Source organism: Clostridium chauvoei (genome assembly GCF_002327185.1).
Classification (GTDB): Bacteria; Bacillota; Clostridia; order Clostridiales; family Clostridiaceae; genus Clostridium; species Clostridium chauvoei.
This window is the reverse complement of sequence record NZ_CP018624.1, coordinates 705305-723466: the sequence shown is the minus strand read 5'-3', so window position 1 is coordinate 723466 and position 18162 is coordinate 705305. Positions and strand designations below refer to the sequence as shown.

Below are 18162 nucleotides of genomic sequence, written 5' to 3'. Positions count from 1 at the left end.
GTAAATATAAAAACATCAAAATATTAAAAAGAATTTTTAAATATTTTGATGTTTATTCTTATCTACCTTTATATTTTTTAGTGATTTCTTTCCATGATATATACCCTTATTTACAGGATAAAATATACCATTATAAACTTTATCTACGGGTTTTCTTGCTAATATATATATTATTAAAAATGGACTTAAAAGTAATAATATATTTTTAATATAACTTAAATTCCATTTAGGAATGAAGAAATATACTAATAGTATTAAATATATATGAAATACATATATATTCATCGTAGCTTTTCCTATATATGAATATATAACTTTTATTTTAGGAGTTATATTTATTATACAAATACTAAATACTATTGACCCTATATAAAGTAAAATTCTAAAAAATATACCTTGAAAAACTGTTAATCCTGATTCATAATATGATTTTGAATTATAGAAAAACTTATAATCTATAATATTATTTTTACTACATAAAAAGTTATACATATAAATATTATTATTATTATAGTTGATATTAATTTATTCTTTTCTTTAATTTTATCTAAGTGATTTTCTCTAGTATAATATCCTAATAAGAAAAATGGTAAAAAAGTTATGGTTCTTGAAATTGATAAAACTGAACTTCCTCCTGGCAATAATCCTATTAAAAGTCCAAATATGAAACTTATTGGCAGTATATATTTTATATTAATTAAATGCTTTAAGCTTATTCTCCAAAAAAATAAACTCAAAAGATACCATAATGTCCAGCCAGGATAAAGTACTGAAAACATAAATTCTCTCGTTCCAATATATACAGCCGTATACCATATCATATTAAAGATTATGTAAGGCAAAAGTAATCCTTTTATTGCTGACTTACTTATTTTTTCTATGTTCTTAGAAAAATATCCTGATATAAATACAAAAAGTGGCATATGGAATATATATATAAAAATATAAATTCCTTTTAAAATTTGACTTTGATTTATGTAATATTCAATAACATGACCAAAAACCACACAAAATATTAGTAATACTTTTAGATTATCTAATAAATAATTTCTCTTAATTAGTATTTTACTCATCAACATTTATAAATTCTAATATTTTTTCAGAATTTTTTTCCCCCTCTCCAATTAATAATCCCGTCATATCCGAATGATGCTTACCCTTTAGTAAAATTACTTTACCCTCTCCATTAAACTCGTTTATTTTATCTACAAAGCTATATGCATTTTCTTTATCTATTAAAGGATCTCTATCTCCATGAATACATAATACTTTAGTATTTGTCGTATTTTTAATTAAATCCACAGGGTTTTTATCATTAAAGTTACTATTTAAACCTAAATAATTTTCAATTAATGTTTTAGAATGCTTTGATGTACACTTATTAAAATCTAAAACCCCTGATATTGAAACCATCTTTTTAAATAATGAACTATCTATATTATATTTTTTCTGCATTTTTTTATTAAATACTAAATTAGCTGTAAGTTCTCCACCTGCTGAAAACCCCATAACTATTACTCCATTTTTAATGGAATTATTTTTATTTATGTAATCTGAAAATCCTTTAAAAACATCTTCTATCTGTGTTGGATATTTATATAAAGGTACTAATCTATAAGCTGGCAATACTACTGTGTACCCTAATTTATTAAAGTATTTTCCTATACATGTACACATTTTAGGGCTACCATGCCACCATCCACCCCCATGAATAAAATATATAAGTGGTTTTTTAGAATCTTTACCTTCAAAAATTCTATAATATTGTCTTTTATGTTCACCATATTTTACATCTCTATATTTTATATCTTTATCACAAAATAAATTAGCTTTTGTAATTCTCCACATTAATGGAATCATAGTTAAATTTTCTTCTATTCTATATTTCCCCATTCCCTATTCTCCTCATTAAAAATTACTTAATCTTATGATATACATTATATTTACCTACTATACTTAAATATAATAAAATAATCATTTTATTATATACTAATTTTTATTTTAAAGCTATTATAATTACATTAAATTCTTAAAGTTTTGCATAGCTTATAAAAACTTCTAATATATTTATTAAAGAGTAATTTTTATAGATAATTACTTGTATATGGAGGTTTTTATTTATGTTTGATAATAAATGTTTAGTACCCTTAATTTTATCTTCTATTGCAGGTATGTCTACTATTATAGGTGCTTTTATTGTATTTTTTTCTAAATCTAAAAATAAAAAACTTATAAGTTTTTCTCTAGCCTTTTCTGCTGGAGTTATGATTTCTGTTTCTTTTACTGATTTATTTTCTTCTGCTGAAGAAACTTTAACAAAATATTTTGGTAATGTCCATGGTATTATTTATACACTTTTATTTTTACTTATTGGAGCTTTTATGGCTATGCTTATTGATAAATTTATTCCTGAAGAGCCTAGATTAATTCCAAGTCAACGAGAAAATAAATTATATAGAGTTGGTTTTGTTTCAATGGTTGCTCTTATGATACATAATTTCCCCGAAGGCATTGCAACCTTTGTATCTGGATATGAAAATACTACACTTGGATTATCAATTACTCTTGCTATCGCTTTACACAATATTCCTGAAGGAATTTCTGTAGCTATGCCAATATATTATTCAACTGGTAGTAAATCTAAAGCTTTTAAATATACTTTCCTTTCAGGTCTTGCAGAACCAATAGGGGCACTTATAGCATTATTGGTTTTAAAACCTTTTATAAATGAAATAATACTTTCTATTATTTTTGCAATTGTTGCTGGTATAATGCTTTATATATCTTTTGAAGAATTAATCCCTGAAGCTAGAAAATATGGCTATGATAATCTATATATTCTTTCTATTTTTATTGGAATATGTATTATTCCTTTAAGTCATATACTACTTCATTAAAATATATTTATTCTTAACAATAAAAACAGGATATTAAGTTTTACCTTAATATCCTGTTATTTATTTTACTCTTCTTGCAATTAAAAATTTAGTATTTATACCCATCTTTGTAAACATCTTTTCATGTTCTGTTTCTACATTACCTTCAAAGTCACTATTATGTAAATCATATGTTATGTATTCTAGATTAAATCCAGATTCTTTAAAGTATTCTAGTGATTCTTCGAATAATTCATCATCATCAGTTTTAAAGTAGATTTCTCCATCCTTCTTTAAAAACTCTTTATAATTTTCTAATTGTCTTGTATGTGTTAATCTTCTTTTCTTATGTCTTTCTTTTGGCCAAGGATTACAGAAATTTATATATATTCTATCTACTGTATCTCCTTCTCCTAAAATTTCATTAATTAGTCTAATTTCCTGAGCCATTAGTTTTATATTATCTAATTCTTTATCTTTTTCTTTATAAGCTTTTTCTATATTTCTTTTAGCTAATACTAATACTTCATCTTTTATATCTATAGCCATATAGTTTTTATCTTTATTTTCTGATCCGTGTACAGCAACAAATGTACCTTTTCCGCAGCCTAACTCTAAATATATAGGTTTATCATTACCGAAGCTTTCTTTCCATTTTCCTTTATTCTCCTTTGGATTCACTACAAAAAAAGAACAATTTTCTAATTCTGGTCTAGCCCATGGTTTTTTTCTTAATCTCATGTTTATTCACTCCATTTATTATGTTTCATACTTATTATACAGATTTATTTCTATTCTATCAAATTTTATATTAATTTATTATATAAAAAATAGAGATTTAAAAAATCAAACCTCTATTTTATATATTATTTCTTTGTTACTTTCATTTTTATTATGTTTACTTCTTTATATTTAGCTACTTCATCTTTTGCTGTTTTTTCAGTATCATCCTCTTTAAATTTAACATATCCTGTTAAAGCTATTTCTTCATTTAAATTTTTTCCAAGTTGAGTTGCTTCACTCTTTAAATCATAATCTAAAGCTAAATCATTTATCTTTGTTAACTTATATTCTGGATTTTTTTCATCCTTTGTATGTTCTTTATCTACTTCTGCTATTGAATATATTGATTTAGTATTTTCTCCATCATTTGCTTTTCCAACATTCATTATTACATGAACTATAGAATTTTTTTCTATTTTTTCAGTTGTATAATTAATTATTTCTTTTGTATCAACAAGATTACCATCTTGATACTTTTCTATAGCTATATTTATATCATATTGCGAATCCTGTGGTAATAATACTGAATCTACAGTACTTTTACCATTACCATAATCTGTTGATTCTAATAAAAGATCCACTACTCCTTGAATTTCTTGTTTAGCAACCTTTACGTCTCCTTCTGGTAGCTTTGCATTACCTCCTGGCATACAACCTGCTAATCCTACTGTTAATGCTACTGTTGCCACTAGTAATGATAATTTCTTCATTTTCATAATGTACCCTCACTTATATTCTGTATTAATTTTCTTGTTAAAATATAATAATATTGTATAATTATATCATAATACACAAAAACCAAATATGTACTTTTTGTAAATTTAAAATCTACTCTTTTACTTTATAATATGCTCTATTCTATATCCAATTTCTTTATTAGCTAGCCTATAGCCTTCTTCTATCATTTCTTTTCTACTCATTTCATTTCCAAGTAATATATCAATAGTCAGTTGTTCTCTACCTTTAAAATATTTATCTAAAATATTTTCCTCTATACCTTCTTGAAATATAATAGAATAATCATCTATTATATGTTTAACGTTAAACCCTAAATTTTTTAAAGCTTTTCCTACTAATATACTTCTATGACATCTTATTGGATCTTGCATAGCACCAAGAAGTGCTATTTTATATCCTTTATTACACCCAATCTTTAACCTTTCAACTGCTTTCAAAAACTCCGTTTCTAGTACTACTTTTTCAAAATCTGCATATCCTTCATTATTATAAGATTCTTTATTATCTCTTTTAGCTGCTAACTCTTTACCCATATAAATATATATAAAGCCTTCTTTTCTTAAAGAATATCTTAATTTCTCTTTATCAAATTGGATATTATATTTAGAATAGGGTGTTCCTCTAATATCTACAACACAATTTATATTATGATACCTTAACATATCTATTAATTTTTCTAAAGTATAATTTGAATGTCCAATAGTAAATATATCCATATTACACCTCCTATCTTTATTTATTATATGCTTATTTTCAATACTTATAAAAAAATCTAGGTAATATTAATTAAATACTACCTAGATTTATAATTATCCTAAAATACTTTTTAATATTTTAGCAACTTTTAAATTTTGTTCTTCATTTCCCATGGATATTCTTATCCAATTTTCCATTTCTATGTGATTTCCATTTTTTATTACTATGTTTTCTTCAAGTAATTTTTCACAAATAAAATCTGTTTTATCTCCTGTATATACCATAACAAAAGAAGCATAAGATTTTATGTATTTTAAATTTAACTCTTCAAATAAATTTTCATAAAAATCCATAGCTTTTCTATTTTCTTCTCTAACCTTTTTAACATATTCTTCTTCATCTATTACTTTAATAGCTAAAGCTTGTGCATAAGAATTTAAATCAAAAGGTCCTATGACATGTTTAAACTTATTTATAATTTCTTGTCTTGCAAATCCATATCCAACTCTTGCACCAGCTAGACCATACGCTTTTGAAAAAGTTCTAAGAACTATAACATTTTTATGCTCATTATATATTCTTATTGTATCTGGAATTCTTTCTGTTAAAAATTCTATATATGCTTCATCTAAAACAACATATATATTTTCAGGAACTTTATTTAAAAATGCTTCAATTTCTTCTGGGTTTAATATTGTTCCTGTAGGATTATGAGGATTAGAAATCCATATAAGCTTAGTGTCTTCTGTTATTGCTTCAAAAGTTTTTTCTAAATCTATACCATGCTCTTTAAGTGGAATTTTTTTATATTTACATTCCTTTATTTTTGCTGCAATTTCATAAGTTGGAAAAGCAATTTCTGGCATAATAACTTCATCACTTGTTTTAAGCAATCCTAATGTAAGAACCTTTATTAATATATCTGATCCATTAGAACAAAATATTTCATTTTGATTTACTCTATAATGAATTGCTATCTTTCTTCTAAGTTCACTTATAGTAACATCTGGATACTTTTTGGGATCTATTTCCTTAATACAGTTTAAAACATCTAAGTAATGTTCTAATTGATTTTCATTAGAATCTAGTTTTATTTTTGTTAATTCCATTTTTCTCTACACCCCTATTTCATTTTTACATTGGTTCTTTGTTTCAAAATCATATAAATTTTCTAATGAATATTCCACCATATTAGATACTGCTTCATCTGTATAGAAGCCATAATGTGGTGTTACTATTACATTTGGAAAGGATTTTAATGTTAATAGAGTTTCATCTTTTATAATATTATTTTGATGATCATTATGGAAAATTCCATATTCATTTTCATAAACATCTGTAGCAAGACCTGCTATCTTTCCACTTTTTATTGCATCAATAATATCTTCTGTATTCATTAATTGTCCACGAGAAGTATTTATTAATACAACTCCATCCTTCATCTTATTTATATTTTCTTTATTAATTAGATGATAATTATCTTCAGTTAATGGACAATGTAAAGTTATTATATCTGCTTCTTTAAAAACTTCATCTAAAGATTTATACTCTATATACTTAGCAGCATTTTCATTTTCATATAAATCATATCCTATAAGCTTAGCTCCAAAACCTGAAAATGCTTTTATAACAGTTTGGCCTATTCTTCCTGTTCCAATAATACCAATAGTTTTATTTCTTAACTCAAAACCTATTAACCCATTTAATGAAAAGTTTTGAGCTTCTACTCTTTTAAAAGCTTTATTAAGATTTCTTGCTAAACAAAGAGTAACCCCTACAGTAAATTCAGCAACTGAATTAGGAGAGTATGCTGGTACATTAGATACTCTAATATTATTCTCCTTTGCTGCCTCTAAATCTATATTATTTACTCCCGCTGAACGAGTTGCTAAGTATTTAACTCCTAAACTTGCTATTTTTTCTATAGCTTCTTTATTTGCATCATCATTTCCTAATATTGAAACAGCATCATATCCTTTTGCTAAATCTGCTGTTTCCTTTGAAAAAGATTCTTTTAAAACCTTTACCTCATGATTAAATTCTTTTGAGAATTTTTCAAAACTACTCATTTCATCAGGTCTAACACAGTATGCAAGTATTTTCATTTTCTCTTCCCTCTTTTCTTAAGTTATTAAAATTCTAGTTTGTAGTCATCTTTGTGATTTAATTTAATACTACTTGTAAATATATAATTAAAAGTTATACCTAAAATTATAGGTAATACTATAAAAATAAAGGCTATTAATAATAAGTTTTTAATTGTACAACCTCCAGGCATTAAATTTATTGCATTTATAGGTCCTATTAATCCTGAAATACCAAATCCTGCACTCATAGCAGTTCCTTGAATACCTAATATTCCAGCTAAAGCTCCTTGTATTATAGCTGTACATAATACCGGTAACATTATTTTAGGTTTATTTACAAAGTTGGCCATTTGCATTTTAGGAGATCCAAGGATATGTGCTATTGAAGTACCAAAAGAATTTACTTTCCAACCACATATAGCTAATCCAAAGGCTGCTGAAACAACACCTAAATTAGCTGCTCCAGATCCTACTCCTGATAATCCTATAGCTGTTGCAACTGCTACTGTTGATAATGGTGATACTACTAATACTGCAAAACAAGCTGAAATTAATATTCCCATTAAAATTGGTTGTAAATTAGAAAATTCGTTTATTACACTTCCTACTAATAAAGTAACTTCTTTAACATAAGGCAATGCAATAATTCCTATTCCACCAGCTATTATCGTTACAATAGAAGGAACTAATAAAACTGTATATGCTTTTAACTTTTCTCCTATCAATAATACTAGAAAAATTGCTATAGAAGCTGTTAAAGCTACATTTATAACATCACCTGTTCCAATTAAACTAAAAACTCCAGTTTCACTTATACTTACTACTCCACTTGAAATTAATGTTGAAATTCCAATAGATACTATTTGAACTACATTGCATTTAAATTGCATAGCAATACAAACTCCTATAATAAGTGGCATCATTCTCATTATGAAAATAGTAATATTAAGTATTAATTTAGCCTGTGGTATATACGGTATTATTAATTTTAATAATTCTCCTAATAAAGCATTAGGTATTAAAGCTATAACTATACCTATACTTAATCCATTAAGAATTCTATTTAAAAACTCCTTAGCTTTGACTTTCGTACCTTCCATTTATTCACTCCTACTCTTCTAATAATCTTTAAAATCAGAAACAAACTAAAGCACTAAATAATTTTGTACTTAGTGCTTTATGCTCTATACCATATAATTTAATTATTTTCTTCTATCTTAAATACTGAAAGTTCTTCATTTAAATTCTTAGTTAAATCTGCAAGTTCTATAGAAGACTCTGATATCATCTTAACTCCGCTATTAAACTCTTCTGTTGATGAAGCTATTTCTTCTGTTGTAGCTGATATTTCTTCTGCAATTGCTAATACATTTTCTATATCACCTATTACAACATTTTTCTCATTATTTACTTTATCAGAAACTTCATATACATTATTTATTTTTGGGGTCATTTCTACTATTGATTTTGATATCTCTGTAAAAGTATCTAATGTATTTAAAACTACTTCATATTGTTTCTTTAACTTATCATCCATTATATTAGTTTGATTTGTTAAATCTTCACTTTGATTTAATATAACTTCTATTACGTTAGTAATTTCTGTTGAAGATTTTTTACTTTCTTCTGCAAGTTTTCTAATTTCTTCAGCAACTACCGTAAAACCTCTTCCAGCTTCTCCAGCTCTTGCAGCCTCTATTGCAGCATTTAATGCAAGTAAATTAGTTTGTTCTGATATTGAATTTATAATATTTGTAAATCCTTTTATTGAGCTTAATTTATTATTCATATCACCAATAACATTTACAAATATTTTAAAGCTATTATTTAATTCATTAATTGAAACTGCTAAAACTTCCATTTCTTTATTGCTATCATTAGCATTAACACCTATTTCATTTGCAGATTCATTTATATGTTGAATTTCAGTAGTCATGTAATTGATGCTTTCACCTAATGTATCTATAAATATATTTATAGCACTTAATTTTGCTGTTTGATCTGAGTTACCATTAGCTGATTCTGTAATAGCTATAGAAATATTATTAGAATTTAAATACATTGTATTAGATTGTTCTTGTAATAACTCTGTATTTTCATTAATTATCTTTGAACTATCTTTTACTGATTCTATTATTTTCTTTATTGATTCTTTAGTAATATCTAAGGCATTATATATTATACCTATTTCATCATTAGATTTAAGTTCTTCTTTGTCTAAATCTTCTGTAAAGTCACCTTCTGCTAAAGTTTCCATAACATTTTTAAGTTTCATAAGTCTATCTATAACTTTTGTAATTATAAAGTACAATACTGCACAAATTATTAATAATGAAATTATTATTAATATTGCTGCTGTAATAATTAATCCATTTTTTTGTGCTAACACTTCACTTTTATCTATATCGATAGCTAATGACCATCCTTCAATATCTATAGGAGAGTATGCTATCATTTTATTTTCTCCATCTTTAGCCTTATAGCTATTTACACCTTCATTTCCTGAAGTCATTTCTTTATGAATACCTGCAATATCCTTTAATGAAGAATTTACCTCTGATTCTTTTATTGTATTGAACTTATTTTTAACAACTTCTCTATCTCTATCTGCAATTACAGTTCCATCTTTATCTATTATGTATGCAATTCCTGATTGTCCTACTTTAATTGCTTCTATTGATTTTGATAAATTATCAGCATCCTCTGTCATTATAAAACAACCTACAAAATTATTATTACTATCATTAACTGGAACTGACGTAGTTACTATCATTCCTATTCCTGAAGGTATATTAACCTTTGTATTTGGAACAAATGGTGAACTTACTGTATTTTTTCCTTCTTTTGCTCTTTGGAAATATGGTCTATTTCCAATATTAGCCTTACCTCCATCTGTAGTTATAAGGTTACCGTTTGCATCTGCGAACCCAAAACTAGTAATACTATCTCTAACCCCTAAATAACTCTTCATATATTTAAGTTTCTTATCAGCATCTATTTTTGTATTAGTTAATTCTTCTCCAGCTGCAATTGATTTAGCTATATCTATTTGCCCATGCATATTATTATCAAAGGCTATAGTGGCTTGTCTTGCTATTTCCTTTAAATTTTCACTTTGAACATTTAATAGTATCTTGCTACTGTTCCAAGCTATAGTTACAATCAATATTATAAATATTGGTACTATAAAAGCTAATAATGAAGATATTAACTTAAACTTTATGCTTTCTGTATTTTTTTGCTGCGAATGTTTTTTCATACAATTCCTCCTAATAATTTATTCCCCCATTTATGAATTATCGTACTATACTAATATTTCTTTAATTTTTAAGCTTATTTTTCGTGAATAAAATAATTAATACCAATACCTTAAATTAATTAAGATATTGGTATTGAAAACTCATAATTAAATTATAAAACTTATTACCATAGAAAGTATTCCGCCTATAATTAAAGCTACTGTACTTATTCCCATACGAATTGTGGTTTTAGCATTTCTGTGAGCTTTTTCTGTGTCTAATTTAGTAATTTGCATATTTGCATTAGCTACATACTGTGAATTTGAATTACCAAGTGCTTGAATACAAAGTCCCATAGGATTTCCGCTAACTGAAGCAAATAAACCTAATATAACTAAAACTATACCTTCAATAAACATTACGTCTTTGAAATTATACCTAGTTAAGTTCATCATTAGTATTGCTATTGTAGCTGTAATTGCAATCCATATAATTCCAAACATTGCGCATTTTAATAGAGTCTTAATTTGGTCCTTATCCATATAAACACCTCTTAAATATATATTCACTTAATTATATAATTGTCTTTTTACTTTTAGACTTATCTTTCAGTAAATATATATTATTTTTTATTATTTTCCTACTATTATGATATTTTACTTTTCATAAATTCGTTCAATATTTTAAGGAATATTAACCTTATTTTTTATAAATTACGTCAAAAAAGAGTGACATCTATCATCACTCCTTTAACTTCTAAAAATAATTTCTTTGGCTAGTTCCATATCTATGTTTTCTTCCAAAAGCGCTGCTAATTTATCATACTCATTTAGTTTATATTTACTGTACTCCATATCATTAGTTAAATAACTAATACCCTTTTCTTTTCTTATCTTATTGATTAAATTCTCAGCAAGTTTCCCTTCATCAAAAACTCCATGCAGATAAGTTCCAAATACATTTCTTTCTTTATTACATACACCTAGTATACATTCCTTCTCATCCTTTATAAAAGGAATTGCATTATTATTTATAATACTTACACCATTATGTATTTCATATCCTGAAACAAAGTTTTCTTTAGAATCTTCTATAAAATCTAAACAGACCTTTCCATTAACTCGTCTTGTTATCTTATCTTTATTAAAGATAGTGTCTATATCTAAATAACCAAAACCCTTTTCTAAAGTAACCTCTCCTTCTACTCCATAGATATCATTTATACTATTTCCTAACATCTGATATCCTCCACATATACCTAAAATAATTATACCATTTTCTTTTAAATCATTAATTTTATCAAAAAAACCCATTTCTTTTATAAATCTTAAGTCTGATATAGTATTTTTACTTCCTGGAATGATTAAAATATCTGGTGTTTTAACATCCCTTACTTCTTTAACATACCTTACTGAAACCCCTTCTAATCTTTCTAAAGAATTAAAATCAGTAAAGTTAGACATATAAGGTAATCTTATAACTGCTATATCTACATCCATAGAATCTTTATTTTTTATTCTCTCCGTTACACTATCTTCATCTTCTATATCCAATTCAAAATAAGGTAGTGTTCCTAGTACAGGTATTTTTATTATATCTTCTAATTGTTTCATAGCAGGCTTAAAATATTCTACCTTACCTCTAAATTTGTTTATAATAATACCTTTGATTCTTTTACGGTCTTCTTCATCTAAAAGCATTATTGTTCCTACTACTGATGCAAAAACACCACCTCTATCAATATCTGCTACTAATATAACATTTGAATCTGCTACCTTAGCCATAGTCATATTAGCTATATCACTTTCTTTTAAATTAATCTCTGCACAACTTCCTGACCCCTCTAACACCATCAAATCATAATCTTTAGAAAAATTATAAAAAGTCTCCTTAACAAATCCTTTTAACTTTTTATTTAATTCTTTATATTTATATGAATCCATATTACAATAAACCTTACCATTTACTATAACTTGTGTTTTCATATTTCCACTTGGTTTTAAAAGTATTGGGTTCATAAAAGCTGATGGTTCTAATTCACAAGCTTCAGCTTGAACTACTTGTGCTCTTCCCATTTCTAAACCATCCTTTGTAACATAAGAATTTAATGATATATTTAAAGCTTTAAATGGAGCTACCTTTAATCCTTCATTTTTAAAATATCTACAAAAAGCTGTTGCCACTGTACTTTTCCCTACTGAGGATGCTGTTCCAAGAAACATTATTTTATTCATTTTAATATTCTCCTATATCTAAAAAACCATTAGTTTTATTAGTTAAAATACCCTTAGTTTCAAATTTAATGTCATAATCAAACAAGGGTCCATCATATACAAATGTATGATATTCTCCATTTTCTCCGCATACATCAGCCCCAGTAGCTTTGATTTTACTTACAATTTCTTTATTCAATACTTTTCCTAGGAAATATGTTGATAGAAATTCTAATTTAACATTTTTAATTACAGCCTTATATCCAGATTCTATAAATTCATAGGTTAAAGCTTCTCTTCCTTCATTCCAAAGTGGGAAAATAGCATCTACTTCACATTCTTTGCATCTATCTTCACACCAAGATCTATGTGCTTCTAAATCTATATCACCAAATACACAAGAATCTACCCCTAAATTATTTTTTGCTTCTTCTAATACTGTCCTAAAAGCATCTTCATATTCTACCCCTTCACATTCTACTAGTAAAAGTGGTATATTAAGTGATTTGGATACTTCTTTTAATAACTTTTCAGGTACTCCATGAAACCATGATCTTGAATTTTTTTTATCTACTGTAACTAATAAAGCTATTGGAGTATGACCATCTTTTATCATTCTATGTAAAGCTAAAGTGCTATCTTTTCCACAGCTATAAGACATTATAAATTTTCTTTTCATATTAAAACCTCCTATTGCCATCTGTTAGTGTAAAGTTTTTTACACTACTTTTCTTTTTAAATCTTTATATATCAAGGTTTCGCCAGTTTTTTTGTATAAAAAAATAACGACCCCCTAATTTCATGTTAAAATTGAATCTCTAACCAAACAAAATCACACATGAAAGGATGTCGTTATTATGGATTCAATTATAACTTATTTAATTACTTATAATCAATATTTAATTGCCATTATCGGTCAATTACTTTTATTCATCTCAAAACATATTCCACTTAACCAGATGATATTTGATGATTCTAATAGTCCAGAATACCAAAAATTCAAAGTAGATAAGCTACCCACAATTATTAGATTTGAAAAGGTAGACTATATATTACTTTTAGCTTATTACAAACATAAATATAACAAGACCGTAAAACCCGTCCAAAGACGGAACGGGAAGTCTATCCCTAAAAAAACTAAATGTCCTAAGTGTGGTGCACCACATGAATATATATACGATAACAATGGCAGTAAAGGACAGTTTCAATGTAAAGTTTGTGGTCTTACATTTAAAGAAACTAATCACACAACTAAACCAATAGTATTTATATGTCCTTATTGCGGTGCTACGCTTACGGAACAAAAGCAACGCAAGCACTTTAAAATACATAAATGCAATAATTCTAAATGCTTATACTATCAAAGAAATCTTAAGAATCTTCCAAAGAATATTGATCCTTGTGATAAATACAAGTATAAGCTTCATTACATATATCGTGAATTTAATATTAACTTCTTTAAAATGGATCTATATCCAATATCAAAACATGCTACCGGATTTAGTTTTAAGAAGTTTAGCCCGCATATAATGGGACTATGCTTGACTTATCACGTTAATTGTAAAATGTCTACAAGACAAACAGCTCATGTTTTAAAAGAAGTTCATGGAATAAAAATTTCACATAGAACTGTTGCTAATTATGCTCTAACAGCAGCTGCTGTTATTAAGCCGTTTGTTGATACCTTTGATTACAAACCCTCTAAAATACTTTCTGCCGATGAAACTTATATAAAAGTAAAAGGCATTAAGCATTATGTCTGGATTGTAATGGATGCTTGTAAAAGGTCTATTCTAGGTTATCAAGTATCTGATACAAGAGATACTGGCCCTTGTATACTAGCAATGCGTATGGCTTTTGATAAGTTTAAAGACTTCCCTGGAAAAGCTTTAAACTTCGTTGCCGATGGTTACAGTTCATATCCGTTAGCGAAGCAACAATTTGAATTAGAAAAAAATAAAGAATTTAATCTAACTCAAGTTATCGGACTTACTAACGATGATCCAGTATCTGAAGAATTTCGTTGGGTTAAGCAAGTTGTAGAGCGTTTAAACCGTACCTTTAAATCTTCCTACAGGGGTACCTGTGGTTATGGAAGTGATGAAGGTGCTCTTTATGGCTTCTCCCTTTGGGTTGCTTATTACAACTTCTTACGCCCGCATCCTTACAATTACTGGCGTCCTTTAAACGAATTAAAGCAACTAGATGGTATTGACAATATGTCTGCAAAGTGGCAAATTCTTATCAGTCTCGGTCAACAAACCATATTACATATGCAAGAATCACAAACTTCTTGATAAATCATAAAATCAAATATTGATTAAGTTTTTGCCTCCGTTACCGAAGGTCTTTTTAGCATATTCAATTTTAAAATTTTCTTAGATATTATAAAGATATTTTTAACTATTATTCCAAATTAGCCATAAGCTATTTTTTCATACGAAACTTTACACTATCTGCCATCTTTTTAATGTTTCTATCATAAAACTTTTTATATCTATACCATATACCTCTTGTAATAAATCCTCTTGAAATACATCTTTCGGTATTCCTTCACGTTTAACTTCCCCAGATTTCATAATTACTACTTTATCTCCAAACATTTGAACTAAATTTAAATCATGTAATACTGCAACTACTATTTTATTATTTTCCTTTGTCCATCTACTTAAATATTCTAGTATTTCTATTTGACACCTTAAATCTAAATGATTTGTTGGTTCATCTAATAAAATAACTTCTGGATCTTGTGCAAAGGCTCTTGCCAAAAATACTCTTTGCATTTGTCCTCCTGAAAGTTCAGTAATAAGTTTATCTTTTATATCTAACAATCCAACACTACCTATACATTTGAGTACTATATCTTTATCTTCATTACTAAGATTTGAAAAGACACCTTTTAAATGAGCATATCTTCCTAATGAAACCGTTTCATATACACTATAAGGAAATTGAATATTTGCAGTTTGAGTCATAAGAGCAATTTTAATTGCTAATTCTTTTCTATTTAACTTGATAATTTTTTTATTATCTAAAGATATATTTCCTGTGCTTGGAATTAAATTTGATATAGCTTTTAAAAGAGTACTTTTCCCACATCCATTTGGACCTACTATACATATATTTTCCCCTCTATTTACATTAAAACTAACATTTTTAACTACATCTATACCATTATAACCACAACTAACATTATTTACTTCTAACAAATTAAATCACCTACTTTGATTTTTTAAAATATAGGTATGCAAAAAATGGGGCACCTATAATGGCTGTTATAGCTCCAACTGGTAGTTCTGATGGTACTACTATAGTTCTTGATATTAAATCTGTAACCACCATCAAACACCCTCCAAAAACTACCGACATTGGTATAACATTAGAATGTTTTGATCCAAATATTTTTCTCACTATATGTGGTGCAATTAAATCTACAAAACCTATAGTTCCACTTATTGCAACTGCTGCCCCTGTTAAAACTGCTGTAAAGAAAAATAATCTTTTTTTAACCTTTTCTGCCTCTACGCCTATAGATTTTGCTTGTTCTTCTCCAAAGGTTAACACATCCATTTCCTTACAATACATCATAACACCTATTATTCCAACTATAAAGAATGGAAGTCCACATTTTACATAGCTCCATCCTCTCATAGAAAATGAACCCATTTGCCACATTGTTATAGCTTCTATTTTATTACTAAATAAAGCCGTTAAAGTAGTTAAAACAGCATTGAAAAAAAGTGAAAAAACCATACCTGATAATATAATAGTATTATTTGATAAACCTTTATCTACTCTCGTAGCAAAAGTCAATACTATAATCATGGTAATTAAACTACATATAAAACCTATTAGGGGTAATGTAAAGTTTCCAAGGATGGGAATAGAAACTCCAAAAACTATTATAAGTCCAACCCCAAGAGATGCCCCTGACGATACACCTAAAGTGTAGGGTGATGCAAGAGGGTTTTTAAGGACTGATTGTACTACTGCTCCACTTGCCGCTAAAGCTCCACCTACTAGAAATGCTAATAGAACCCTAGGTAATCTAAGGCTCCATATTATAGATACATCTTTAGGATCTATACCTGCTGAAAGTGATGTATTAAAAATCTTACTTCCTATTATAGAAATAATATCTATAATGCTAATATTGGAACTCCCAATGGAAGTTCCAATACAGATTATTAAAAATACTACAGGTATTGATAGTATCATTAATATATTATTCTTTTTATTTATATTCATTTGGATAAACAGCCTTTGCCATTTCTTTTAATGCTTTTACAACATTTTGAGATGGTCTTGCTGATGCATTTTTATCTATTCCATAAACAGCGCCTTCTTTTATAGCTGTTATGTTTTCCCAACCTTCACGATTTTTTATATCTTCTGTTGCTTTTATCCCATTTACCACTGGCATATTTGTTAATATAACATCTGGATTTGCAGCAACTATTGATTCTGGACTTGGTGATATCCATGATTTTTCATTAGCAAATATATTTTCCGCTCCTATTATTTCAATCATTTCATTTAAGAAAGTATCTTTACCAAAACTACTTAATTTTGATCCTGATCCTATTTCAAAATAAACCTTCTTTTTGTCTGTTATCTTATCACCGATAGCTTTTATAGAATCAACTTCTTTTTTCATATTTTCTACGATTTCTTTACCCTTTTTTTCAGTCCCTGTAATTTCTGCCATAAAATCTATATCACCGTATATTCCGTCTATACTATAGCTACTTGGAATATATACTACTGGAATTCCAGCTTCCTTTATTAAGGCAAAAGGATCATTTTCCCCTGATTTATTATGACCTGATGCTATTATTAAATCTGGTTTTAAAGCTATAATAGTTTCTGCATCTGGATTTCTAAAATCTATCTTAGGTAAATCTTTATTTACACCTTCTACATCTGCTGAATACTTATCTATAGCAACTAGTTTATCCGCTAATCCTAATTCCACTAATACCTCCGTATTAGATGGTGCTGTTGAAACTATTGTATTAACTTCCTTTGGTAATGTAAACTCTGTACCTTCCCTGTCTTTCATTACTTTTTCTGTCTTTCCACAACCTGCTAAAAGCATAATTGCAAATAACATTGTAAAAGCCACTAAAAGAATCTTGTTTCTTCTTTTCATTGATGTTTTCCTCCTAATTTTATTTAATTAATATTAGGGTCTATTATAAAACTAAAAAGTTTTATAAATAAAGGGTATACAAATGAAAGTATACCCTTAAATACATAATTGATTACGCTATAATAACATAAAAATTAAAATAGACTACAACTTGTATCTTATTATCTCACCCTCAGAAGATAATAATCTAACATATATGGCAGGTCTCCCGGCTTTACTTCATCCTACTCTCTTGCCTTCCCGCTTATTTAGCAGTGACTTTTTAAGATTTCGTCCATTATACGGTTACTGGGGTAGCTCAGGAATTAAACCTGATTCCCTATTAAGTTTATAACACCTTATATGCTTTAATTTTCATAATGATTATATTATTGTTGT

General features: G+C 27.2%; 18 protein-coding genes and 1 riboswitch. Of the genes, 2 read left to right on the top strand and 16 right to left on the bottom strand.

Going from position 1 to position 18162, the window contains the following annotated elements; genetic code table 11:
* Nucleotides 1-36 precede the first annotated feature (36 nt).
* Genes BTM21_RS03290 through BTM21_RS03280 form a run of 3 tightly spaced genes read right to left on the bottom strand, consistent with a single transcriptional unit; the run spans nucleotide 37 to nucleotide 1893 of the window.
* On the bottom strand, nucleotides 37-492 hold the full coding sequence (locus BTM21_RS03290; protein ID WP_096145338.1) for a hypothetical protein: 456 nt from the start codon (nucleotides 490-492) through the stop codon (nucleotides 37-39).
* Nucleotides 456-1079 (bottom strand): acyltransferase family protein, encoded by a 624-nt coding sequence (locus BTM21_RS03285; RefSeq protein WP_096145337.1) that lies wholly within the window; start codon nucleotides 1077-1079, stop codon nucleotides 456-458. The genes BTM21_RS03290 and BTM21_RS03285 overlap by 37 nt, the downstream gene beginning before the upstream one ends.
* Entirely contained in the window at nucleotides 1066-1893 is an 828-nt protein-coding gene (locus BTM21_RS03280) for an alpha/beta hydrolase (RefSeq protein WP_021876149.1), read from the bottom strand. Before BTM21_RS03280 ends, BTM21_RS03285 begins: the two co-directional genes overlap by 14 nt.
* Before the next feature lie 227 nt (nucleotides 1894-2120).
* Here BTM21_RS03280 and zupT point away from each other — a divergent pair, with 227 nt between their 5' ends.
* Nucleotides 2121-2897, top strand: a complete 777-nt coding sequence (gene zupT / locus BTM21_RS03275) for a zinc transporter ZupT (RefSeq protein ID WP_021876150.1) — start codon at nucleotides 2121-2123, stop codon at nucleotides 2895-2897.
* A 60-nt stretch (nucleotides 2898-2957) separates the two neighbouring features.
* Here zupT and trmB read toward each other — a convergent pair whose 3' ends face one another.
* The 10 genes from trmB to BTM21_RS03225 form a co-directional block, all read right to left on the bottom strand.
* Nucleotides 2958-3617: a tRNA (guanosine(46)-N7)-methyltransferase TrmB gene (trmB, locus tag BTM21_RS03270; RefSeq protein WP_021876151.1), complete on the bottom strand. Its 660-nt coding sequence runs from the start codon at nucleotides 3615-3617 to the stop codon at nucleotides 2958-2960.
* Nucleotides 3618-3742: 125 nt separating this feature from the next.
* Nucleotides 3743-4375 (bottom strand): hypothetical protein, encoded by a 633-nt coding sequence (locus BTM21_RS03265; protein WP_021876152.1) that lies wholly within the window; start codon nucleotides 4373-4375, stop codon nucleotides 3743-3745.
* Between the two features lie 120 nt (nucleotides 4376-4495).
* Nucleotides 4496-5113, bottom strand: coding sequence for a DUF488 domain-containing protein (locus tag BTM21_RS03260; RefSeq protein ID WP_021876153.1), 618 nt, complete (start codon nucleotides 5111-5113; stop codon nucleotides 4496-4498).
* Nucleotides 5114-5206: 93 nt separating this feature from the next.
* Nucleotides 5207-6202: a histidinol-phosphate transaminase gene (gene hisC / locus BTM21_RS03255; protein WP_021876154.1), complete on the bottom strand. Its 996-nt coding sequence runs from the start codon at nucleotides 6200-6202 to the stop codon at nucleotides 5207-5209.
* Between the two features lie 6 nt (nucleotides 6203-6208).
* On the bottom strand, nucleotides 6209-7198 hold the full coding sequence (locus BTM21_RS03250; protein WP_021876155.1) for a D-isomer specific 2-hydroxyacid dehydrogenase family protein: 990 nt from the start codon (nucleotides 7196-7198) through the stop codon (nucleotides 6209-6211).
* Nucleotides 7199-7224: 26 nt separating this feature from the next.
* Nucleotides 7225-8280 carry a PTS sugar transporter subunit IIC gene (locus BTM21_RS03245; protein ID WP_021876156.1) on the bottom strand — a complete coding sequence of 352 codons (1056 nt, stop codon included), beginning with the start codon at nucleotides 8278-8280 and terminating at the stop codon, nucleotides 7225-7227.
* A 98-nt stretch (nucleotides 8281-8378) separates the two neighbouring features.
* On the bottom strand, nucleotides 8379-10439 hold the full coding sequence (locus BTM21_RS03240) for a methyl-accepting chemotaxis protein (protein WP_021876157.1): 2061 nt from the start codon (nucleotides 10437-10439) through the stop codon (nucleotides 8379-8381).
* Between the two features lie 147 nt (nucleotides 10440-10586).
* A complete protein-coding gene (locus BTM21_RS03235) occupies nucleotides 10587-10961 on the bottom strand; it encodes a hypothetical protein (protein WP_079481494.1) in 375 nt (124 codons plus the stop codon).
* 207 nt (nucleotides 10962-11168) lie between these two features.
* Entirely contained in the window at nucleotides 11169-12653 is a 1485-nt protein-coding gene (locus tag BTM21_RS03230; protein ID WP_021876159.1) for a cobyric acid synthase, read from the bottom strand.
* Nucleotide 12654: 1 nt separating this feature from the next.
* On the bottom strand, nucleotides 12655-13311 hold the full coding sequence (locus tag BTM21_RS03225) for a Dph6-related ATP pyrophosphatase (RefSeq protein WP_079481496.1): 657 nt from the start codon (nucleotides 13309-13311) through the stop codon (nucleotides 12655-12657).
* Nucleotides 13312-13489: 178 nt separating this feature from the next.
* On the opposite strand from BTM21_RS03225, the gene BTM21_RS03220 reads away from it, so the two are divergent.
* Nucleotides 13490-14929, top strand: a complete 1440-nt coding sequence (locus tag BTM21_RS03220) for a DDE-type integrase/transposase/recombinase (protein WP_079481036.1) — start codon at nucleotides 13490-13492, stop codon at nucleotides 14927-14929.
* A gap of 150 nt (nucleotides 14930-15079) precedes the next feature.
* On the opposite strand, the gene BTM21_RS03215 is transcribed toward BTM21_RS03220, so the two are convergent.
* The 3 genes from BTM21_RS03215 to BTM21_RS03205 are packed head-to-tail and all read right to left on the bottom strand — an operon-like array spanning nucleotide 15080 to nucleotide 17784.
* The gene (locus BTM21_RS03215) at nucleotides 15080-15841 is read right to left on the bottom strand and encodes an ABC transporter ATP-binding protein (protein ID WP_079481497.1); all 762 of its coding nucleotides are present in this window, start codon (nucleotides 15839-15841) and stop codon (nucleotides 15080-15082) included.
* A gap of 10 nt (nucleotides 15842-15851) precedes the next feature.
* Nucleotides 15852-16880: a FecCD family ABC transporter permease gene (locus tag BTM21_RS03210; RefSeq protein ID WP_079481498.1), complete on the bottom strand. Its 1029-nt coding sequence runs from the start codon at nucleotides 16878-16880 to the stop codon at nucleotides 15852-15854.
* Nucleotides 16867-17784, bottom strand: coding sequence for an ABC transporter substrate-binding protein (locus tag BTM21_RS03205; protein ID WP_021876162.1), 918 nt, complete (start codon nucleotides 17782-17784; stop codon nucleotides 16867-16869). The genes BTM21_RS03210 and BTM21_RS03205 overlap by 14 nt, the downstream gene beginning before the upstream one ends.
* 181 nt (nucleotides 17785-17965) lie before the next feature.
* Nucleotides 17966-18140: riboswitch (cobalamin riboswitch) on the bottom strand.
* Nucleotides 18141-18162: the final 22 nt, after the last annotated feature.